Origin of the sequence: Streptomyces sp. NPDC058663, assembly GCF_042716745.1 — a bacterium.
Classification (GTDB): domain Bacteria; phylum Actinomycetota; class Actinomycetes; order Streptomycetales; family Streptomycetaceae; genus Streptomyces.
The window spans coordinates 153,943-170,044 of record NZ_JBHXRV010000002.1 but is presented as its reverse complement, the minus strand read 5'-3'; the positions used below and the strand labels follow the sequence as shown (position 1 = coordinate 170,044).

The 16,102-nt window shown below is 67.5% G+C and carries 22 protein-coding genes; 1 reads left to right on the top strand and 21 read right to left on the bottom strand.

Translation table 11 applies throughout. The annotated features are described in order from the left end of the window. Positions 1–32: 32 nt before the first annotated feature. The 18 genes from ACFWVV_RS02050 to fabG form a co-directional block, all read right to left on the bottom strand. A complete protein-coding gene (locus ACFWVV_RS02050; RefSeq protein WP_384342609.1) occupies positions 33–1,571 on the bottom strand; it encodes a terminase large subunit domain-containing protein in 1,539 nt (512 codons plus the stop codon). After that, entirely contained in the window at positions 1,558–2,109 is a 552-nt protein-coding gene (locus ACFWVV_RS02045) for a hypothetical protein (protein WP_384342611.1), read from the bottom strand. The genes ACFWVV_RS02050 and ACFWVV_RS02045 overlap by 14 nt, the downstream gene beginning before the upstream one ends. Positions 2,110–2,197: 88 nt before the next feature. Then, positions 2,198–2,755, bottom strand: coding sequence for a GIY-YIG nuclease family protein (locus tag ACFWVV_RS02040; protein ID WP_384342613.1), 558 nt, complete (start codon positions 2,753–2,755; stop codon positions 2,198–2,200). An 86-nt stretch (positions 2,756–2,841) separates the two neighbouring features. Further along, positions 2,842–3,375 (bottom strand): hypothetical protein, encoded by a 534-nt coding sequence (locus tag ACFWVV_RS02035; protein WP_384342615.1) that lies wholly within the window; start codon positions 3,373–3,375, stop codon positions 2,842–2,844. After that, complete coding sequence (locus ACFWVV_RS02030; RefSeq protein ID WP_384342617.1) at positions 3,372–4,811, bottom strand: ParB N-terminal domain-containing protein; 1,440 nt, start codon at positions 4,809–4,811, stop codon at positions 3,372–3,374. Before ACFWVV_RS02030 ends, ACFWVV_RS02035 begins: the two co-directional genes overlap by 4 nt. Continuing rightward, on the bottom strand, positions 4,808–5,470 hold the full coding sequence (locus tag ACFWVV_RS02025; RefSeq protein ID WP_384342619.1) for a ParB/RepB/Spo0J family partition protein: 663 nt from the start codon (positions 5,468–5,470) through the stop codon (positions 4,808–4,810). Before ACFWVV_RS02025 ends, ACFWVV_RS02030 begins: the two co-directional genes overlap by 4 nt. 269 nt (positions 5,471–5,739) lie before the next feature. Beyond that, a complete protein-coding gene (locus ACFWVV_RS02020) occupies positions 5,740–6,150 on the bottom strand; it encodes a DUF4190 domain-containing protein (protein ID WP_384342621.1) in 411 nt (136 codons plus the stop codon). A 116-nt stretch (positions 6,151–6,266) separates the two neighbouring features. Further along, a complete protein-coding gene (locus tag ACFWVV_RS02015; RefSeq protein WP_384342623.1) occupies positions 6,267–6,551 on the bottom strand; it encodes a hypothetical protein in 285 nt (94 codons plus the stop codon). Continuing rightward, complete coding sequence (locus ACFWVV_RS02010) at positions 6,551–6,757, bottom strand: hypothetical protein (protein WP_384342625.1); 207 nt, start codon at positions 6,755–6,757, stop codon at positions 6,551–6,553. Before ACFWVV_RS02010 ends, ACFWVV_RS02015 begins: the two co-directional genes overlap by 1 nt. 152 nt (positions 6,758–6,909) lie before the next feature. Then, a complete protein-coding gene (locus tag ACFWVV_RS02005) occupies positions 6,910–7,242 on the bottom strand; it encodes a VRR-NUC domain-containing protein (protein ID WP_384342627.1) in 333 nt (110 codons plus the stop codon). After that, positions 7,239–7,490, bottom strand: coding sequence for a hypothetical protein (locus tag ACFWVV_RS02000; protein ID WP_384342629.1), 252 nt, complete (start codon positions 7,488–7,490; stop codon positions 7,239–7,241). Before ACFWVV_RS02000 ends, ACFWVV_RS02005 begins: the two co-directional genes overlap by 4 nt. Before the next feature lie 203 nt (positions 7,491–7,693). Continuing rightward, positions 7,694–7,882 carry a hypothetical protein gene (locus ACFWVV_RS01995; protein ID WP_384342631.1) on the bottom strand — a complete coding sequence of 63 codons (189 nt, stop codon included), beginning with the start codon at positions 7,880–7,882 and terminating at the stop codon, positions 7,694–7,696. Beyond that, positions 7,879–8,163 (bottom strand): hypothetical protein, encoded by a 285-nt coding sequence (locus ACFWVV_RS01990; protein WP_384342632.1) that lies wholly within the window; start codon positions 8,161–8,163, stop codon positions 7,879–7,881. The genes ACFWVV_RS01995 and ACFWVV_RS01990 overlap by 4 nt, the downstream gene beginning before the upstream one ends. Before the next feature lie 34 nt (positions 8,164–8,197). After that, positions 8,198–8,431: a hypothetical protein gene (locus ACFWVV_RS01985; RefSeq protein WP_384342634.1), complete on the bottom strand. Its 234-nt coding sequence runs from the start codon at positions 8,429–8,431 to the stop codon at positions 8,198–8,200. Positions 8,432–8,614: 183 nt separating this feature from the next. Continuing rightward, positions 8,615–9,220 (bottom strand): hypothetical protein, encoded by a 606-nt coding sequence (locus ACFWVV_RS01980; RefSeq protein WP_384342636.1) that lies wholly within the window; start codon positions 9,218–9,220, stop codon positions 8,615–8,617. A gap of 247 nt (positions 9,221–9,467) precedes the next feature. Next, complete coding sequence (locus ACFWVV_RS01975; protein WP_384342637.1) at positions 9,468–9,698, bottom strand: hypothetical protein; 231 nt, start codon at positions 9,696–9,698, stop codon at positions 9,468–9,470. A 97-nt stretch (positions 9,699–9,795) separates the two neighbouring features. Next, positions 9,796–10,773, bottom strand: coding sequence for a ParB/RepB/Spo0J family partition protein (locus ACFWVV_RS01970; RefSeq protein WP_384342639.1), 978 nt, complete (start codon positions 10,771–10,773; stop codon positions 9,796–9,798). A gap of 799 nt (positions 10,774–11,572) precedes the next feature. Next, positions 11,573–12,277 (bottom strand): 3-oxoacyl-ACP reductase FabG, encoded by a 705-nt coding sequence (gene fabG / locus ACFWVV_RS01965; RefSeq protein ID WP_384342641.1) that lies wholly within the window; start codon positions 12,275–12,277, stop codon positions 11,573–11,575. Between the two features lie 360 nt (positions 12,278–12,637). Here fabG and ACFWVV_RS01960 point away from each other — a divergent pair, with 360 nt between their 5' ends. Next, positions 12,638–13,501, top strand: a complete 864-nt coding sequence (locus ACFWVV_RS01960) for a helix-turn-helix domain-containing protein (RefSeq protein ID WP_384342643.1) — start codon at positions 12,638–12,640, stop codon at positions 13,499–13,501. Positions 13,502–13,582: 81 nt separating this feature from the next. Here ACFWVV_RS01960 and ACFWVV_RS01955 read toward each other — a convergent pair whose 3' ends face one another. From ACFWVV_RS01955 to ACFWVV_RS01945, 3 genes are all read right to left on the bottom strand, one after another. Then, positions 13,583–14,485, bottom strand: a complete 903-nt coding sequence (locus ACFWVV_RS01955; protein WP_384342645.1) for an MBL fold metallo-hydrolase — start codon at positions 14,483–14,485, stop codon at positions 13,583–13,585. 135 nt (positions 14,486–14,620) lie between these two features. Continuing rightward, positions 14,621–15,391, bottom strand: coding sequence for a zinc ribbon domain-containing protein (locus ACFWVV_RS01950; RefSeq protein ID WP_384422588.1), 771 nt, complete (start codon positions 15,389–15,391; stop codon positions 14,621–14,623). A gap of 500 nt (positions 15,392–15,891) precedes the next feature. Continuing rightward, complete coding sequence (locus ACFWVV_RS01945; RefSeq protein ID WP_384342648.1) at positions 15,892–16,086, bottom strand: DNA-binding protein; 195 nt, start codon at positions 16,084–16,086, stop codon at positions 15,892–15,894. Positions 16,087–16,102: the final 16 nt, after the last annotated feature.

Genomic DNA, 16,102 nt, shown 5'->3' with positions numbered 1-16,102 from the left:
GCTGCCGTGCAGGCATCGCCGGGGCCGCCCAGCTACCTACGGCCCCTGAGCCTGCCGTCCTGGTAGGCAGACGAGGACACGCCGCTGTGCTGCGGGTCGGCAAGCTGCGTCATCGCGTGGACCGCCGCGTCCATCCGGTCAGGACTGTCCATGCCGGCGACCCAGGTCACCATCTGCTGCTCCAGCACGGGCCACTCACCAACGTGATGAACACGCCCCTGCTCGTACAACTGGGCGATCGGCTCCGCCCGCAGCCTCTTGCCGTGCTTCGCCGTGACGGACAGGACGGCGGGCATCAGCATGTTCTCCGTGCGCTTCTCGCGGTGAAGCTCCTGCCACGCCTGGTTGAGGATCTGCCTCGACATGTCGCCGCCGTAATTCGACTCGACGACGATCGCGTCTGCTCGCAACTCAATCGCGAGCAGGCACGCTTCCCGCCCCCAGGCGTCCGCACCCCGGTTGCCGGAGCGGTCGTCCAGGACGTACAGGTGCCCGTCGCGGTCGGTCGCAGCGGCCACGATGCCGGTCTCGTCTCCGACAGCGGATTCCCCGCCTGCGGGGTCGACTGCGACCACGATGCGGGTGAGGTCGATGCCACGGAACTGGGCGGCGCTGATGCGGTTGTTGGTGATCCATGCCCAGTCCCACACGCCGCCGTCCTGCGGGCGGGGTTGCTGCATGTAAAGCGACCACCAGACGCGTTCGCCGACCGAGCGGCGGATCTCCGCGAGGGCGTCGTGGTCGTACCTCTCGGGCCACAGCGGTGTGCCGATGCTGCGGCCGAGAGCGTCATCCTCGGAGAGGGCGAGGGCGGGCAGGTCGATGACCGTCCACCGGTCGCCCTCGTCCGCCAGGACGCGGCCGGCGAGGTCGTCCTCGTCCCACCGGGTTTGGATGAGGATGACGGAGCCGCCCGGCTCGATACGGGTGAGGAGGACGGCCTGCCACCACTCCCACAGGCGTTTGCGCATGGTGGGCGAGGACGCTTCGGCGGCGTCCTTGATCGGGTCGTCCACCACCGCGAGGTGGGCGCCCTTGCCGGTGAGGCCGCCGCCGACACCTGCCATGACGGCCCCGCCCTCCGTTCCGGCAAGGTCGAAGCGGTTCGCGGCCGACGAGCCGGGACGGAGGCTGATGCCGAGCTGGGGGCTGTAGTTGAGGATCGCGTCGCGGATCCACCGGCCGTGGTCGTCGGCGAGGTCGGAGGAGTAGGAGGCGATCATCACCCGGTGCTCCGGACGGCGCCGCAGGTACCACAGCGGCGCCCACCTCGCGGCGCGGCGGCTTTTGCCGTGCCGCGGGGGCATCGTCAGCAGGAGCTTCGTCGGTTTCCCGGCAGCGACCCGCTCGAAGGCGGCGTCGATCTTCGCCAGATGCGGGGCCTGCATCTCCCGGCCGTCCGTGAGGACGGACGCCATCGCGCCGGGGGAGCGGTCCATCGCCAGCTCGCGTTCAATGCGTACGAGCTGGGCGCGGAGCTGTGGGGTGGAGGCTGCGGCTATCTCGCGGCGTTGGTGCGCGGGAAGCGACCGGTATAGGGCGAGGACCGCAGCCTCATCAGCCTTCGGCACTCTCGCCCTCGGAGGTTCCGGCAAGGGCGATCAGGCGTTCCAGTTCGGCCAGGCCCGCTGTCTCGACCTGCACCGCACCGCCGTCCGGCCCGGACAGTTCCGTACGGACAGGCCGGTCAAGGCCGAGCAGGCGGCTGCTGCGCTCGATGATCCGCACCGCACGGTCTACGGCCTGGTAGTCCCCGGAGCGGATCGCCGCACGGTAGACCGTGAAGAACAGTCGCTCCAGTCGCTCCACCATGAGCTGGCGGAGTTCGTCGCTGTTCCCGTCGAGGACGGTGGTGCGCTCCAGGAGGGCTTTGGAGACGTCCTTGCACGCCAGCTCGATGAGGCGTTTGTCGGTGGGCGGTTCCTGGCCGCGCTTGTACTTGTCGATGCCGTACCCCTGCGGGTACGCGACACCGTCGGTGTTCACCGACGGGTCCGCGGCAAGTTTGCGGGCGATGGTCAGCCAGTCGACACCGGCGAGCTTGAGGTCGATGGCGTCCGCGCGGCGCTGGGTGATCGCAGCCCTGATCGCCCGGTTGGGGCGGCCCATGAACAACTCCCGAGCCCCACGCCACCCTTACATGATCACTGACGCAAGAAGGAGGCCGGGCCTGTGAAGGTGTTCTGTCGTCTGGACGTCAGCGGCAAACGATGTGAGACCGCTCCTCCCGGACGGCCTGTTCTACCTTCGCTCGCCGCACGTCGAACGGGTCGCGGCCGTCGTCCCGCTCCGGATACCGGATTGCCCGGTGAGCGGCCTCTGCGAAGTACAGAGCGAGTTGCGCTCGTTCGGGGCTGACGAGGCGAGCGTCGAAGGTCTCCGAGGATCCGCCCTGCGGCATCTGCGCTTTGGTGAGGAAGGCTTCGTGGCGGATGCGGAGGACGGGAGTGGCCGGTGGACTCCCGCAATGCGCGCATCCGCCGATGGTTCCGTGCCAGGGAAGTCCGTCGTAGCGCCAGCTCCCAAAGCCGGATGCCTCCCACACGCGGTGAGCGAGGGTGCGAAGCACGGTGCGCTCGATCTCCTCCCCGTCGCGTGCGGTGGGCGTGGCGAAGTCGGCGAGGAGTTGCCAGCCGGCACGCACGTGGGTGGTGATCCGCCGTCGAGGCTCGGAGCAGACGCCGACCTTCACGGCTCCGTAGCCGGGGTGGTGGATGGCGTATACGGCGGCTGGGATCTCTGGTCGAAGGGCCATGCAGAGGTGATAGCAGGGTGGACTGACAACGCTCGCTGACCAGGGCGGACTTGGCGGCTGCCCAGAGGATGGGCAGCCGCCGGGTGTCACCCGAGGGTCAGTTGCTCCGCTCCTCCTGGTGTGGCTTTTGGCGGTACCGGAGCGGCGTCCGGAACTCCGCGATGAGCCTTCAGCCACCAACCGAATTGCCAGTTACGGCAAGTTCGGTACCTGCGCCCGGACCGCAGAGGTGCGTCAAGGGGGATGCTGTGCTCACCCCACCCGGTGATGGGGCGTGCGTTGGTCAGCTTGACCGTCAGGCCGGGAACGGTGGCGTCTCCCTCCCAGGATTCGCCGGGTGCGTGCTCGAACGCGAGGTGTGCGTTGCGGCCCCAGTCCCAGGGGATGGGGAGGGCGCACAGGTACCAGGCGGCGGGCGGGTTGTGTGCCGGCAGCAGAAGAGTCTGGGTGCGTCGGCGGTGGGTGACGTCGTGGCGGTCGCACTCGGCGAACGTCTTGAGGCAGTGCTCGGTGAGGTCGACCTCGCGGACACCTGCCAGCCACATGATGCGGTAGGTGTCCCGAGCTTCTATGTCGATGCGAACCTTTTGTGGGTTCGCCCCCGATTTCATTTCCTTCACCCCTCCAATTTGTTATTCCTATCCTTGATCAATTCTATCAGAATTGCGACAATTCCCTCATGTTTGTTATGCCGGTACTCGTTCGGGTACGGCATATTGAATTCGTTGCGGAATGCCTCTTCGTATTCCTCGGCGGGAAACGCGCGAGGTTTGCGACATACGGCCTTCACGGTTGCCCGGGAGGCGTCGCTGAGCTGCACGTCCTCGAAGTACCGCAGCAGCAGACCGCGCAGGGATTCGGGGGTATGGAAGCGGATGCGCTGCCACTTCCCCTTCACGAAACGCATGTCGACGTTCTCGCTGTCGAGGAAGTTCAGGCGGGTCGAGTCGCGGCTGATGGAGTGGCCGGAGTTCTCGTACGCCAGCTCCCTTTCCAGGTTGCGGGTGCCGATGCACACCTGGCCGTCCGCCGCGCACAATGCGTTCACGGTGAGGAGCACCCAGTGCTGGTAGTCCAGGGACGTGGTGGCGTTGATGACGGAGTCCAGCACCACCACCTCGTACAGGCCGCGCTCCCGCAGCTCCCGCTCGATGCTGCGGATCTGGCCGACGATCGTTCGGATGTCGAGCGAATACTTGCCCTTGAGGGTGCGGTACGGCTCGTAGTCCTGAACCTTGTACCCCTCGGCGCGCAAGTGCCGGGCGTAGTCCCCGTGACCGGCCCCGAAGTCCACGATCCGGGTAGAAGTGGTGATCCTTGGCCGGACGAGCCGTTCCCACACTTCGGACTTGTAGCGGACCTGGTCGGCCTTCGCCTTCGAGGAGTGCTCACGCAGCCGGTTGGGCTGCACGATGTGCTGGTTCCACACCGGGGCCTGTTCCTCCAGGCCGGTCCAGTCGTAGACGCCGTACTCGCCGGTGAGATCCTGCACCAGCTCGCCGGCGTCCGAGGATGCACAGGTCCAGGCGAGGACGTCGAACCGCTGGGTCTTGGCGACGGCCGCGTATTCGGCGTTCAGGACGACGCGCCCCTGGTCGTCGATGACGACGGACCCCCACGCTCCGTGGGCGGCGGTCATGAACGCGATCGCCTGCTGGAAGGGGACGTTCTTCGACTCGGCAACCTGGATGGACTGCCACGGAATCCAGCACCACTGGCCGATCGGCCCGGGCTCCGCGTAGACGAGAGAGGACTCGGTCTCGACTCGGTTGTGGAGGAGGTTGAATTTGATCTCGTCCTGGAGGCGGACCTTCTGCGGCAGGATCATCGCCGGAGTCGTCTCCTGCCCGATCGCCTTCAGACCCTTGGTCCTCTGGTGGCCGGCGACGAGGGTTCCGTCCGCGTTGAGGATGACTGGCTTTACGACACCGTGGCGGCTCAGTGAGCCCTGGAGGCGGATGAACGACTCGGGGGAGAGGCGGCGCGGGTTGTAGTCCGCGGGGCGCAGCTTCGCCAGCGGGTAGACGGGATCGAAGCGGACGTCGAGGCGGGTCATGCGATGGCCCCCTCGGACGCGTGGTGCTCCTCGTTGAGGACGTGCCACCCGAACCCGAGATCGCTGTCCTGGTCGGCCACGAACCGCTGGTAGAGGGCGTCGAGAAGTTCGACCTCGGCCTGGGTGATGCGCACCCGGGTCGAGGACCACTGCATGTACCCCCACTGGAGGTAGTCCACCGTGGCGGCGGCACCGGTTCCGGCGCCGTCGGTCGGCAGCTCGATCGGGGCGGGCAGGGCGGTGGTGTCGAGGAGATCGTCCACCTGCTCCTGGTCGTAGCCGGTGCCCTCCAGGTCGGGCAGCTCGGAGAGAACTTCCGCGAGGAGGGCGGTGTCGTATCCCGCGAGGTCGTTGGATCGGTTGTCGACGATGACGATCTTTGCCGCCGCGTCGTCGTCCACATCGAGCCAGGTGACGGCTATCTGCTCCCAGCCCAGGTGCCGGGCGGCCTTCAGGGTGTGGTTGCCCGCCAGGACCTCGTTGGCCCGGCCGGTCAGGGTGCCCCGGTTGACGACGATCGGGCGGTACTGGCCGTTCGCGGACAGGCTTGCGGCGATGGTGCGAAGGTCGCCGGTGCGTGGGTTGCGGTGGTAGTGCGCCAGGTCAGCCACGGGGACCGCGAGGTCTGCCAGCGAGGCCGGGATACGGATTTGAGACACGGCGGTGCTCCAGCCCCGCACCCACCCACGACCCTAGGTGACCGGGCGTGGTGAAGGCGGGTGGGTCCCGGCCCCCATCCGGACACCGCCAGCGCCTGGCTCGCTGGCTCGGCGAGATGCTGCACGCCAGTCACTTCGTAACGCACGACGAACGGCCGCGCTGTCTCCCATCGAAGGAGCGGGGAGCGCGGCCGTGCCGGGGTTCAGTCAAATGTCATAGCCAGCAGGAGTGCACCGTTTCATCAGGTGCTCGTCCTGCGGAGCACCTGTCAGTTGTTCATGTCCTTGTTAAAGTCCTGCTCGCATGCGGTGCGCTCACTCTGCGTCTTCGCCTTGTTGGCACACTCCTCGAAGCTCTTGAACTCCGACGAGTTGAAGATTGAGGCACCGATGGCGAGGATCACGATCGACACAACCATGGCGAGTGCGCCGAGCACCGCGCCGATGATGGCCAGCACGCCGTGCGGAGCCCGCCCGCCCCGAGCCTTGCGTGCGGCGATGACGCCAAGAATCAGGGCCAGCAGACCGGCGGCGATGCCGCCGAAAACGGTCAGGATGAGGGGGAGCGACAGGATGCCGAGGATCAGCGCCGCGATGGCCATCCCGTTCTTGTGCTTCACCCCTGGGCCCGTGTGGGTCTGCCCGCTGTCGTTCTGCGTCTGGTTGGGGGAGAAGGACATGCCCTCACGCTCATCTCTGTATCCGATCCGACGGGTGTCGTACGTCGCCCATGTGCCCACCCTTGGGGTCGGAATGCACCGGCGTCCAAGAGTTATCGGGCCGTGATCCTGCTTGGTCACGCTGCGGGCGCTGGCGCCTCGGCGAGGGGGCCGGTGTAGCGGGCCCAGACCTCGGCGTTGCCGTCGCGGGTGCTGTGTGCTTTCGCCTCGAACGTGCCCGCCGGTCGGAACGCTGCGAGCTTGCCGGTGCGGATGCGGTGGGATTGGTTGGCGGCCCGGTTGATCGTTTCGTGGGTGTCGATGTGGGCCCAGGCGCCGGGGCGTTCCCGGAGGGCTTGGGCGGTGTCGAACGCCTCCTGGCTGCGGTGCGGGGCGGGCAGCGTGTCGAAGCGCACGTGCATCAGGGGGCTCCGTTCGGGGTGTTGGGGGAGAGGGCGGTCTCGGCGAGGCGGCGGATGTGGTCGGCGGTGCGCCACTGGCCGTCGGCAAGGTGGTCGCACAGGAGGTTCGCCAGTTCGGCAATGGCGCCCAGGGCGGTCCGGGTGTCGGGGTGCTGGCCCTGGTGCTCGGTGCGGTCTGTGCTCTCGTTGTTCGCGGGGCGTGCCATGAGGTTCAGCATTGGCGGTTAACGGTTGTTGCAGCGGCAGGTGTTGGTGACGATGTTGAACCAGCTATCGCAGCTGGAGCACCACACGGAGCCGGGGGACGGGGGTGTGCCGTGGGTGGTGCGTTCGTTGGCGGTCATGGCGATCTCTCGGTTCAGAGGTTGTCGAGGAGCTGGGCACGGGGCCCGCCGGGGGCGAGGGTGTTGACGATCAGGCCGAGGTCCCGGGGCCGCCACAGGGCGACCTCGAAGCCGCAGCCGGCGAGGTGCTTGAGCCAGTCGCGTTGCGCGGGCCGGATGCGGCCGGTGTTCGTTTTGAGTTCCACGAACAGGGTCCGGATCGCTGTGGGGTGCCCGTAGACCTCGTCCGGCCACCCGGCGTCGCTGCGCTGCGAGTTGTGGGTGTGGTAGGCGAGGGTCCATCCGCGCATGGCGGCCAGCTGTCTGACCTGACGGCGGAACCGTTCTTCGGTCATGTCGGTGTTCACGTGGCCCTCCGGCGGGGAGCGGTCTCCGCGAGGGCGAGTGCGCGGTGCTGGGCTGCGTTCGGGTCCGGGTTCGGATGGAAGGGTGCGGACCTGCGGGGCGCGGCGGGGCGGCGGTGGCGTTCCTTGAGGAGTTCCGGCACGGGGCGCGGTGCGTCCTCTTGGAGGATGTCGGCCAGGGGCCGGTTGTACCGCTCGAATATGAGGGCGGCGTAGAGGTCTTTGTCGTACTGGCTGCTGTCGGCAGGCATCTGGGTCTCTCCATGGGTGGGCCGGGACCCGCTGGGTGGGCGGGTCCCGGCCGGAGGGGTGGCTCGTATCTGACGAGCCGTTCCGGGCGGGCGGGGCGCGGGGTGTCGCTGCCCGTCCGGAAGGCGGTGGGTGGTCGGGTCGTGCCTGGACCTGACAACGATCAAGAACCTAGCACGGTTTAATGTTGCGGCCTATTCGGGGGTCAGTCCACGTGTACCAGCTTGTTCGGCTGGTGCGCGGTAGCCCTCTGTGATCCGCCCCAGCGCACCATGACGAGTTCTTCGCCACTGAAGGGACAGGTGCCGCGCCCTGTGACGACGCCGAACGGGCGGAGCTTGTCCGCAGGTATGGGCGAAGTGGTGGTGACGTGATCGTCCTTCTCGAAGCTCATGACGCGCCCTTCGGGGCCGGGGTGCCGGATGCGAGGGCTTCCAGACCCTTGCCCCAGGCGGGGGAGACGGGTTCGTCGAACGCGAAGTCCCCGAGCGGGTCGTGGAGGTCGGTGGCCCGCCAGTCGCTTGCCCCTCCGTCGGCGGGGCGCTGGAAGTGCTGGGTTCCGTCCTCGGTGCGGATGGCGAGGCGGAGTGCCCCGTCGTCGCAGTGGTGCCGGGTGTGTCCGCCCCCCGCGGTGAGGGCGGCTTGGGTCAGGGAGTCGCCAAGGGTAAGGGTCATGGCATTCCTTTCAATAGTTGCGGCCTATTTGAGGTCAGAGGAAGAAGGCGTAGCCACCGCACGACGGGCAGGAGTCGCCAGTGGGCCACGTCCCGTCGGAGCAGTCCGGGCACTTGAGGGCACGCCCTGAGCCGTGGCAGTCGGGGCACTCGCGTTGCACCTCGTACGGCCCGAGCAGGTAGGCATCCTGCCCTGCGCCCTCGCAGTTCTCGCATTCGGGTGCGTCGTGGCCGTAACGCTCGAAGCACTCGACCGGCGCTGTGGACATGCGATCCTCCTTGGTAGCCAGGAGGAGCGTCCCCCCTCCCTCTTGTCTAAATTCTACTAGGAATGTGGGGGGTGTCCAGTCCTGCCGAGAAACCACACCCCCACCAAAACACCTGCCTACAGCCCCGATCGGGGGACCGAGGGACCGAGGGACCAGAAGACCGAAGTCCCGGCGCCGAGGCCGTCAGGCCACGTGATCCAGCAGCGCCGCCCAGGCCCCCGCCACTTGCGCCTGCGACCACCCGCCGCCATGGAATGACAGCCGGGCAACCAGCCTGCTGCCCTCCTGAAGGGCGACATGATCACTGCCCGGCACCAGCCTCCTGTCACCGCGCGCCCCCGCAGGCACAGGCACCCTCCACACCCGCATGCCCAGCGGGCCGTCATCAGGCTCCTCCGGCACGAAGTGCCCGATGCTGTTGAGAAGTTCACCGCTGTCGTGGCGGCAGCCGCCCGAGCACGTCAGCAGCGCCGCCCTCACGCCACCCACCAGGAACGCGTGCCGCGTCATCGAAGACCAGGACTTCGTGCGCACCTCCACGTGAGGAGCGACAGCGTGGGCGGTGCGGTGCACCCACAGCCCTGCGCTGGCGGCGTCCCGGTACGGAGCCCCCACCGCCCACCCCTCAAGGCGGGCCAGACGTTCCCACGTCCACGGCTCCCGCTCCATGAACGACATGTCCTCGGGCCCCAGCGTCAGCCACAGCCTGTCCACCGCCGCCGTGGTGAACATGTCCCCGACGTGCAGCGTCTCGATCCTGACCAGCACCGCGGGCGCGTTCAACGGCATCACCTCCCTCGCCTGAAGAAGAGGGCACGACCGGCAGTCGGCCCCGGGCTGTATGCAGTCTCCGAAACCGCCCCACCGGGCGCGGAAGGTGTTCTGGCTCTCGGTGAACGTCGGGTACGAGCGAGGGCGCAGGGCGCACTGCTGGCCTCCGTGCCACATGTGCGCGTTGAGGGAAAGGCGGTTCCAGCCTCCGGCGGGTCGTGCCGGTGCGGGCGGGTCCAGGCGTACGGGCATCGCAGTCTCCTGATCAGAAAAGTTCGTCTTGGCCGTCGGCGTCCTGTGGCTTCGCCGGAGCGGTGCGAGGCCGCCCCTGCGGTGCCGGTACGGGCTCCCCGAACAGGGCCTCGGTCCCCGACCTGTCAACGGCGGCCGGGATGCGCGCCGGAATCGGTTCCAGGGGAAGTGCGTGGTGTGCGGTGCGGTCGAAGTCGGCGCGCTGCAGGGAGGCCCACTGCGGCCGGCGGGAAGTGCTGCTCATGACGGGTGCTCCAGCGGCAGAGAGGCTTGCGGGAGGGGGCGTGAGGCCGCCCCCAGGCCGAGGGGCGGCCCGCTCTCGCGGGCCGCCAGACCCCTGCTCAGACCGTTACGAGTTCCTTCTCCGGGGCCTTGGCCTCCGGGGCGGCCGTCACCGTCGTCTCCGCCGGGGCCTCCGCCTCCGGGTTGACCGTCACGACCTCCTTGGCCTCCGCATGCGCCTTGGCCTGCTTCAGCTGGAACCGTGCCTTCGTGAGGGTCTTGCTCACCCGGTTGAGCTGCGCCTGCCGGGCCCCGATCTGCCCCTCAAGGGCCTCGGCCAGCTTGAACGGGTCCGTCTTCCCGATCTCGTCCAGCTTGGCGATCAGCCGCTCGATGTCATCCAGCGTGCTGCGCGTCTTGGTGCGGGTCGCGGTGCGCTCTGCGCGCTCCTCCTCCGTCATGTCCTCGACGATCATCAGCACCGGCTGGTCCTGCTGCTGCTTCATCGCGAAGGCGAAGTGCACGATCTCGTTGTCCGACTTGAACTCGCCCCGCACGAACTTGCTCAGCAGTGCACCCTGGTTGGCGAAGTTCAGCTGTGCGATCTGCACGGCTGCCTGCGTGCCGATCTTCTCTTCCTTCACGAGCTCCTGGAACTCCACCCGCAGGTCCAGCAGCTGAAGGCGCAGCTTGACGTAGGCCACGGTCTTCCCGAAGTCCTTGGCGACCGTCTCGACCGTCGCACCCTCCTCCTCGTCCAGGATGCGCTGGTATCCGTGCGCCTCCTCGAAGGGGGTCATGTCCTCACGGTTCACGTTCTCCGACATCGACCGCTTGAACCGCTGGAGTTCGCTCTTCTCCGAGGTGATCGTGGCCTTGATCGTGGTCAGCCCGAGCATCTGGTGTGCGCGGAAGCGCCGCTCCCCGGAGACGATCTCGTACCCGCCCTTTTCGTTGTCGGGCCGGACCTCGATCGCCTGGATCAGGCCGTAGGTCTCGATGGCGGTCTTCAGTTCCTCCATCTTCTCTTCGTTGAAGTATTCGCGGGGCTGGTTCGGGTTGGCGTGGATCTGGGTCATCTTGAGCTTGCGCAGCATTTCGTATCTCCAAGAGGTGTTTTCGGTGTGACTTCCTGCCCTCACCTTGTATCTAAATTCTACTAGGTTTGGGGGGAGGGTCCAGCTCCCCTGACCTGGGGGCAAGTGACCTGCGCCACACTCGAAATGCGGGGCCACCCGCTCCCTGACCTGCGACAACTCCCCGACGTGCGCGGTTGAGCCCCTAGGCCGACGCCCTCCCGGTCGCGCCCCGCTCTGCTGTCGGCAGCCCCCCGGCCGGGCCAGCCCCCGACCGGCAGACACCCCCGCGCCGGACCGCCGCCCGCCCCCCCCGCAACGCGCGAAGGGCCTGCGGTGGCGCTGGAATCCAGCACCGCCGCAGGCCCTTTCCCCTCCTGCTATTCAGTCGCCGAGCGTGCGACCCCGAGACAGCCGATCACGCCACTGACGCACTGGGGCGGGAGCACCCGCCATGAGGGCCGACGAGCAATCCCCGAAGATCGGGCAGTGCTCGCACACCTCGGCATCCGTGGACCCCCGAGTGCTTCCCCGCCCAACATCGCCTTCACCCGCTACGAGGTTCAGGCAGGAAGCCGCACTCCAGAGGACCGGCCGTGCCAGCCGGCTGCTCGTCCCGCCGAGGTGGCCCAGCGCCTGGGTTACCCCCGAGGGGTCGAACTTCTCGCTGCCCGAGCGTCCCCGCCGGGGCTGTTTTGCGAGCGCAGCTACGCGCTGCGCGTCGATGACCACGTTTGTGTTGCCCCCTCTGTCCGGGGCCGCTCCTTTGCGGCCCCGTGTGGTGACCGGGCACCCCCCTTGGCGCCCGACCGGTGTGGGCTCAGTGGCCCATGCCGACTCCGCCGTCGACGGGCAGCACGGCGCCGGTGATGTACGACGCCTCGGGGCTGGCCAGGAAGCACACTGCGGCCGCGATCTCTTCCGGCTGCGCCATGCGGTTCAGGGGTATCTGCTTCACCATGGCTTCGGTGCGCTCCGGCGGGAGGGCCTGCGTCATCTCGGTGGCGGTGAGGCCGGGGGCGACCACGTTGGACGTGATGCCACGCGAGCCGTACTCGCGGGCGATAGAGCGGGCGAAGCCGACGAGACCCGCCTTGGAAGCTGCGTAGTTCGACTGGCCCGCTTCGCCGAGCAGGCCGACAGCGGAGGACACGAAGATCATGCGTCCGGACCGGGCGCGGAGCATCCCGCGGCTGGCTCGCTTGGCCACGCGGTAGGCGGCCGTCAGGTTGGTGTCGATGACGTCCGTGAAGTCGAGCTCCGACATGCGCATCAGGAGCCCGTCGCGGGCAATGCCCGCGCAGGAGATCAGGACCTCGACGGGGCCGTGCGCCTCTTCGGCCCGTGTGAACGCCGCGTCGATGTCTTCGGCGGAGGTGATGTCGCAGTACACGCCCAGAATCCCAGCGGGGGGTTCCCCCGATCGACAGGTGACCGCGACGTTATCCCCATTGGCGGCCATGGCCTTGGCTATTGCGAGGCCGATGCCTCGGTTGCCACCGGTGATGAAAACGCTGCGGCCCATGGAGGGTCCCCTTTTCACGGTTCTGGTCGTTGCTGGCTCCGTGCTGGCAGGTCACGCCGGCGCAAGCCACCGCCGTTGACCTCGTAAGAGGGCTGACGGGAGATCAACTCTGACACCGACTCGGAAGCCAGTTCGATCAATAAGGCGGTTCCTCCACTTCCGGTACTGGCACTACGGGTACTTCCGATGTGGCTACTGGGCGGTAGCTATGGCGGCAAAGATCCACTAATGTCCGGAAGATCTGCGTGGGATGTGCGTGCCCCTGGACGGAGAGGGGGGTGTCCGGGTTGGGGGAATTAGCCGTTAGGGTCCCGTAAGTCTTATAGAAGTCTTTACCTAGAACACGGGAGTGAGTCGCGCATGTCCAGCAACCGTAGGATCACGCCGTTTCTGCGTAAATGGCGCAAGAAGCGTGATCCCACACAGGTCGCAGGATTCACGGCGATGTTCGGGAACAGGACCGAGCCCGGACTCAACCAGAGGGAAATGGCGGCACTCCTCGGCATCACCGAGGGCTGGTACCAGAAGCTGGAATCGGGGCGGCTGGAGAACCCCACGCCAGAGCTGCTGGAGAGCGTGGTGCGCGTCCTCGAACTCAACGAAGCCGAGCGCCACACCCTCTACATCTACACACGCGGCGAAGAGCCCCGGCAGTCGTTCAAGCCCACCTCCGACGTCGACCCTTCGACCGCCGCCCTCATCCGCGTCCAGCCCTGGCCCGCCTACATCTCCGACTGGGCGTGGGACGTGCTGATGTTCAACGAGGCAGCCGGCCGCGACTGGCCCTGGATGCGCCACGGCGTCAACGTCATGGTCTGGGCGCTGGCATACCCCGAAGCCCGGATGCAGCTCATCAACTGGGAAGAGCGGTGGGCCAAGCCCATGGCCTCACAGCTACGCCTGCGCGCGGAAGCCGACCGCGGCCACGACCGCCTCCAGGCCGTCGTTCACGAGATCAAGGAACGCGACAAGGTCGCCGCCCGTCTCCTCACCGACGACCTCACGACCGTCACCCACCCTGATGGCGACCGCAGGTGGCTGTACCTGCCCGGGCACGGAGACGAGGAGTTCGAGGTCATCTTCCGCGCCTACGAGCCCATGGGTGCACGCTCGCAACGCCTCATGCTCGTCGTCCCCGCAGCAGAGATCGGGGCTGTCCCCGACATCCCCATAGCCCGAACTTCCTCCTCGGTGAGAGAGCCTGGGCGTCAGGAGAGCCGGTAGCGCCGAGTCATGGATGGTCCTGCCGGCGACGACCCCAACGGGGCTGGGAAACGGCGGCGTCGCCGGGGCCGCCGCCCTTCCTCAGTTGTGCCCACCCGCGGGGACAGCGGCCAGTGCGGCCATTCCCTCGACAAGGGGAAGCGTCCCCGCGGCGACACCCCCGACTCCCGCGTCCCGGTACGCAGCGGCCACGGCAGTGAAAAGCCGCTCGGGATGTGCGAGCGCCCCGCCGTGAGCTGCCTGAACCCGGCGAGCCGCCTCGTGCAGGTCCACCCCGGCGGTGGCGAGCGAGGCGGACGCGTCGAAGATGCGGGCCAGCAGATCACGGATGGCCGTGACCCCGGACCGGTCAGTGATCCTCCCGTGCCCGGGGACGAAGACCGCAGCCCCTGTCTCCAGAAGGGTGTCGCACGCAGTGATGCAGGCGCGCAGAGACGGGGACCACACCACCATGTGGGCGCCGTTGAAAAGGGCGTCCCCGGCGAAGACCACGCCGTCGTCGGGGACGTGCACGGCGACGTCGCCGTGGCTGTGACCCGGCCCCAGGTCGAGGAGTTCGACCGGCACGTTGCCCACCTGGAGGTCCATGCGGCCGGTGAACGTGCGAGTCGGGGGCTGCACCGTGATGCCGGAGAAGTCGAACATCCCGAAGTGCTCAGCCGCGTAGGCGGCAACGGGCGTCGTCGGCGGTGACTGGCTCAACGCGGTGAGCTGCACGGGGCTCATCTCGTGACACATATTGGCCCCGGACGAAACCGAGGTGATGAACTCGGCGTCCGGTATCAACTGGTTGCCCCAGGTGTGGTCACCGTTGCCGTGCGAGTTCACCACGGTGGTGATCTCAGCGCCGGGGGCCGCAGTGCGTACCGCGTCCAGGAGGACGCGCGTCTCCTCCAGGGTGAACTGGGTGTCCACCAGGAGGGCTTCATCGCCGCAGGCGATCAGCCCGCAGTTGCTGTAGCCCCAAGCGATGCGGTCATGCACCCAGGCCCAGGTCGTAGCGGACAGAGGGCGCAGGGACGGCGCGGTCAAAACAACTTCCAGTTCTGTTGGTGCATGCCGGCGGAGCAGCGATGCTGGTCCGAGTGGGGGAAGGACCAGTATCCCTGTGTGAGGCAGTCAGTTCTTGGTGCGCCAGACGATGTTGAGGCGCTCATGCGGATCGTGCGGCCCGTGGCCGGAAGGCAGAACGTAGACCCGCTCCACCACCAGGGCAACCAGAGCGCGACGCGATGCCTGGGGGGCGTTGTTCCACCAGGCGACCAGGTCTTCCACGTGCCCGAGGTCGACACCTTCGATCTGCTCCAGCAGCCGCAGTCTGGAACGCGAATCCTTCAGATCCTGCTTCGTCGCCTTCTGCGCGGCGAGGAACGCTGCCTTCACCAGCAGTCCCCGCCCGTGCAAGTCGCCCAGCTCGGTGAACCGCTGGTTCGCACCCTGGATGTGAACCCTCAACCGGGCAACCTCATCCCGGATGTCCTGCTGGATCTGGCCGAGCTGATCACGGACGCCCGGGCGCATCAGCTCCGCCAGCACCTCCTCGCCCAGCGCGGTTTCCAGCAGCTCAGCGGTCATGCGGACCCGGCCGCACGACTGGGCGCTGTCCGTGGGGGAGGGGCAGCGATAGCTCGGTGCGCCTTCGCCGGTCACTCGCGCGCCCACCATCGTGTGCTGGCAACCGCCGCAGGCGGACAGACCTCCGGTTGCCAGGTAGTCGTACGCCTCACGAGGCAGTGCCGGCCCGTCGCCCTCCTCGGCCGACTCAGGAGCGCCGTACTTCGCGTGGAGCCTGTTGCGTTCATCGACGGTGAGAACCGCTTCCTCGTGACCGTCGATCGGGTTGCCGTCCTCGTCCAAACCCGCCATGCGCGGATTGAGGAGGGTGCGCATCAGCACGGAGGTTCGCCACTCGCTGCCCCGGGCAGTGCGGTACCCCTGCATGTTGATGGAGCGGACTACGTCGGCCTTTGTCGTCGGCGATTCGCCCAGCAGCAGAGATGCGGCAATACGCAGCCCCTTTGCCTCGTGAGGATGTAGCACCCCCGTACTCGCGTAGCCGGTTAGCCGCCCGCCCATGCCTGTCCCTCCGTCGGGAGCGCAATCACCTGCCACTTAGCGATTGCTTAGCTCCTTAATAGGCCACACTACGTCTTGAATAAAGCGCGAGTATCGAACTGGTCGGTCAGGTTAGACCTAACTCAGCAACAGGGCAGGTCAGAGGCGTACAAGCACCCAGGCCCCTCGGGTGAGCGTGATGTGCGTCACGGTGACTTTGTCGCACTCCTTACGAGTTTGACGTCCGGTCGCAGCTCTCTGGACAGTGCAAACGGGGCCTCAAGCCACCCAACGGATGACCGACCCCGCCTCCAATAGGTCCTAACAGAACCCTCTTAGTGCTCGATCCCGAGCGCCTTCCAGATCGTCACCGTCGCCACCTTCAGCGTGTCGCCCACCGGGACGGTCCTCGCAGGGAAAGCCCCCGCCTTGATCAGCGCGTACGCCTTGTCCGGGCCAATTCCGAACGCGCGCGCCGCGACAGAAACGCTGACGCTCACCGGCAGCGCCAGCACCTCATCCAGGGTCATCCCCACGGAACCGGAA

Bases quoted from the DNA above. Each gene is read 5' to 3' on its own strand.
- ACFWVV_RS02045 (WP_384342611.1), bottom strand. From the start codon at position 2,109: ATGGGCCGCCCCAACCGGGCGATCAGGGCTGCGATCACCCAGCGCCGC.
- ACFWVV_RS02040 (WP_384342613.1), bottom strand. From the start codon at position 2,755: ATGGCCCTTCGACCAGAGATCCCAGCCGCCGTATACGCCATCCACCAC.
- ACFWVV_RS02030 (WP_384342617.1), bottom strand. From the start codon at position 4,811: ATGACCCGCCTCGACGTCCGCTTCGATCCCGTCTACCCGCTGGCGAAG.
- ACFWVV_RS02020 (WP_384342621.1), bottom strand. From the start codon at position 6,150: ATGTCCTTCTCCCCCAACCAGACGCAGAACGACAGCGGGCAGACCCAC.
- ACFWVV_RS02015 (WP_384342623.1), bottom strand. From the start codon at position 6,551: ATGCACGTGCGCTTCGACACGCTGCCCGCCCCGCACCGCAGCCAGGAG.
- ACFWVV_RS02010 (WP_384342625.1), bottom strand. From the start codon at position 6,757: ATGGCACGCCCCGCGAACAACGAGAGCACAGACCGCACCGAGCACCAG.
- ACFWVV_RS02000 (WP_384342629.1), bottom strand. From the start codon at position 7,490: ATGCCTGCCGACAGCAGCCAGTACGACAAAGACCTCTACGCCGCCCTC.
- ACFWVV_RS01995 (WP_384342631.1), bottom strand. From the start codon at position 7,882: ATGAGCTTCGAGAAGGACGATCACGTCACCACCACTTCGCCCATACCT.
- ACFWVV_RS01990 (WP_384342632.1), bottom strand. From the start codon at position 8,163: ATGACCCTTACCCTTGGCGACTCCCTGACCCAAGCCGCCCTCACCGCG.
- ACFWVV_RS01985 (WP_384342634.1), bottom strand. From the start codon at position 8,431: ATGTCCACAGCGCCGGTCGAGTGCTTCGAGCGTTACGGCCACGACGCA.
- ACFWVV_RS01980 (WP_384342636.1), bottom strand. From the start codon at position 9,220: ATGCCGTTGAACGCGCCCGCGGTGCTGGTCAGGATCGAGACGCTGCAC.
- ACFWVV_RS01975 (WP_384342637.1), bottom strand. From the start codon at position 9,698: ATGAGCAGCACTTCCCGCCGGCCGCAGTGGGCCTCCCTGCAGCGCGCC.
- ACFWVV_RS01970 (WP_384342639.1), bottom strand. From the start codon at position 10,773: ATGCTGCGCAAGCTCAAGATGACCCAGATCCACGCCAACCCGAACCAG.
- fabG (WP_384342641.1), bottom strand. From the start codon at position 12,277: ATGGGCCGCAGCGTTTTCATCACCGGTGGCAACCGAGGCATCGGCCTC.
- ACFWVV_RS01960 (WP_384342643.1), top strand. From the start codon at position 12,638: ATGTCCAGCAACCGTAGGATCACGCCGTTTCTGCGTAAATGGCGCAAG.
- ACFWVV_RS01950 (WP_384422588.1), bottom strand. From the start codon at position 15,391: ATGCGCACCCTCCTCAATCCGCGCATGGCGGGTTTGGACGAGGACGGC.
- ACFWVV_RS01945 (WP_384342648.1), bottom strand. From the start codon at position 16,086: ATGACCCTGGATGAGGTGCTGGCGCTGCCGGTGAGCGTCAGCGTTTCT.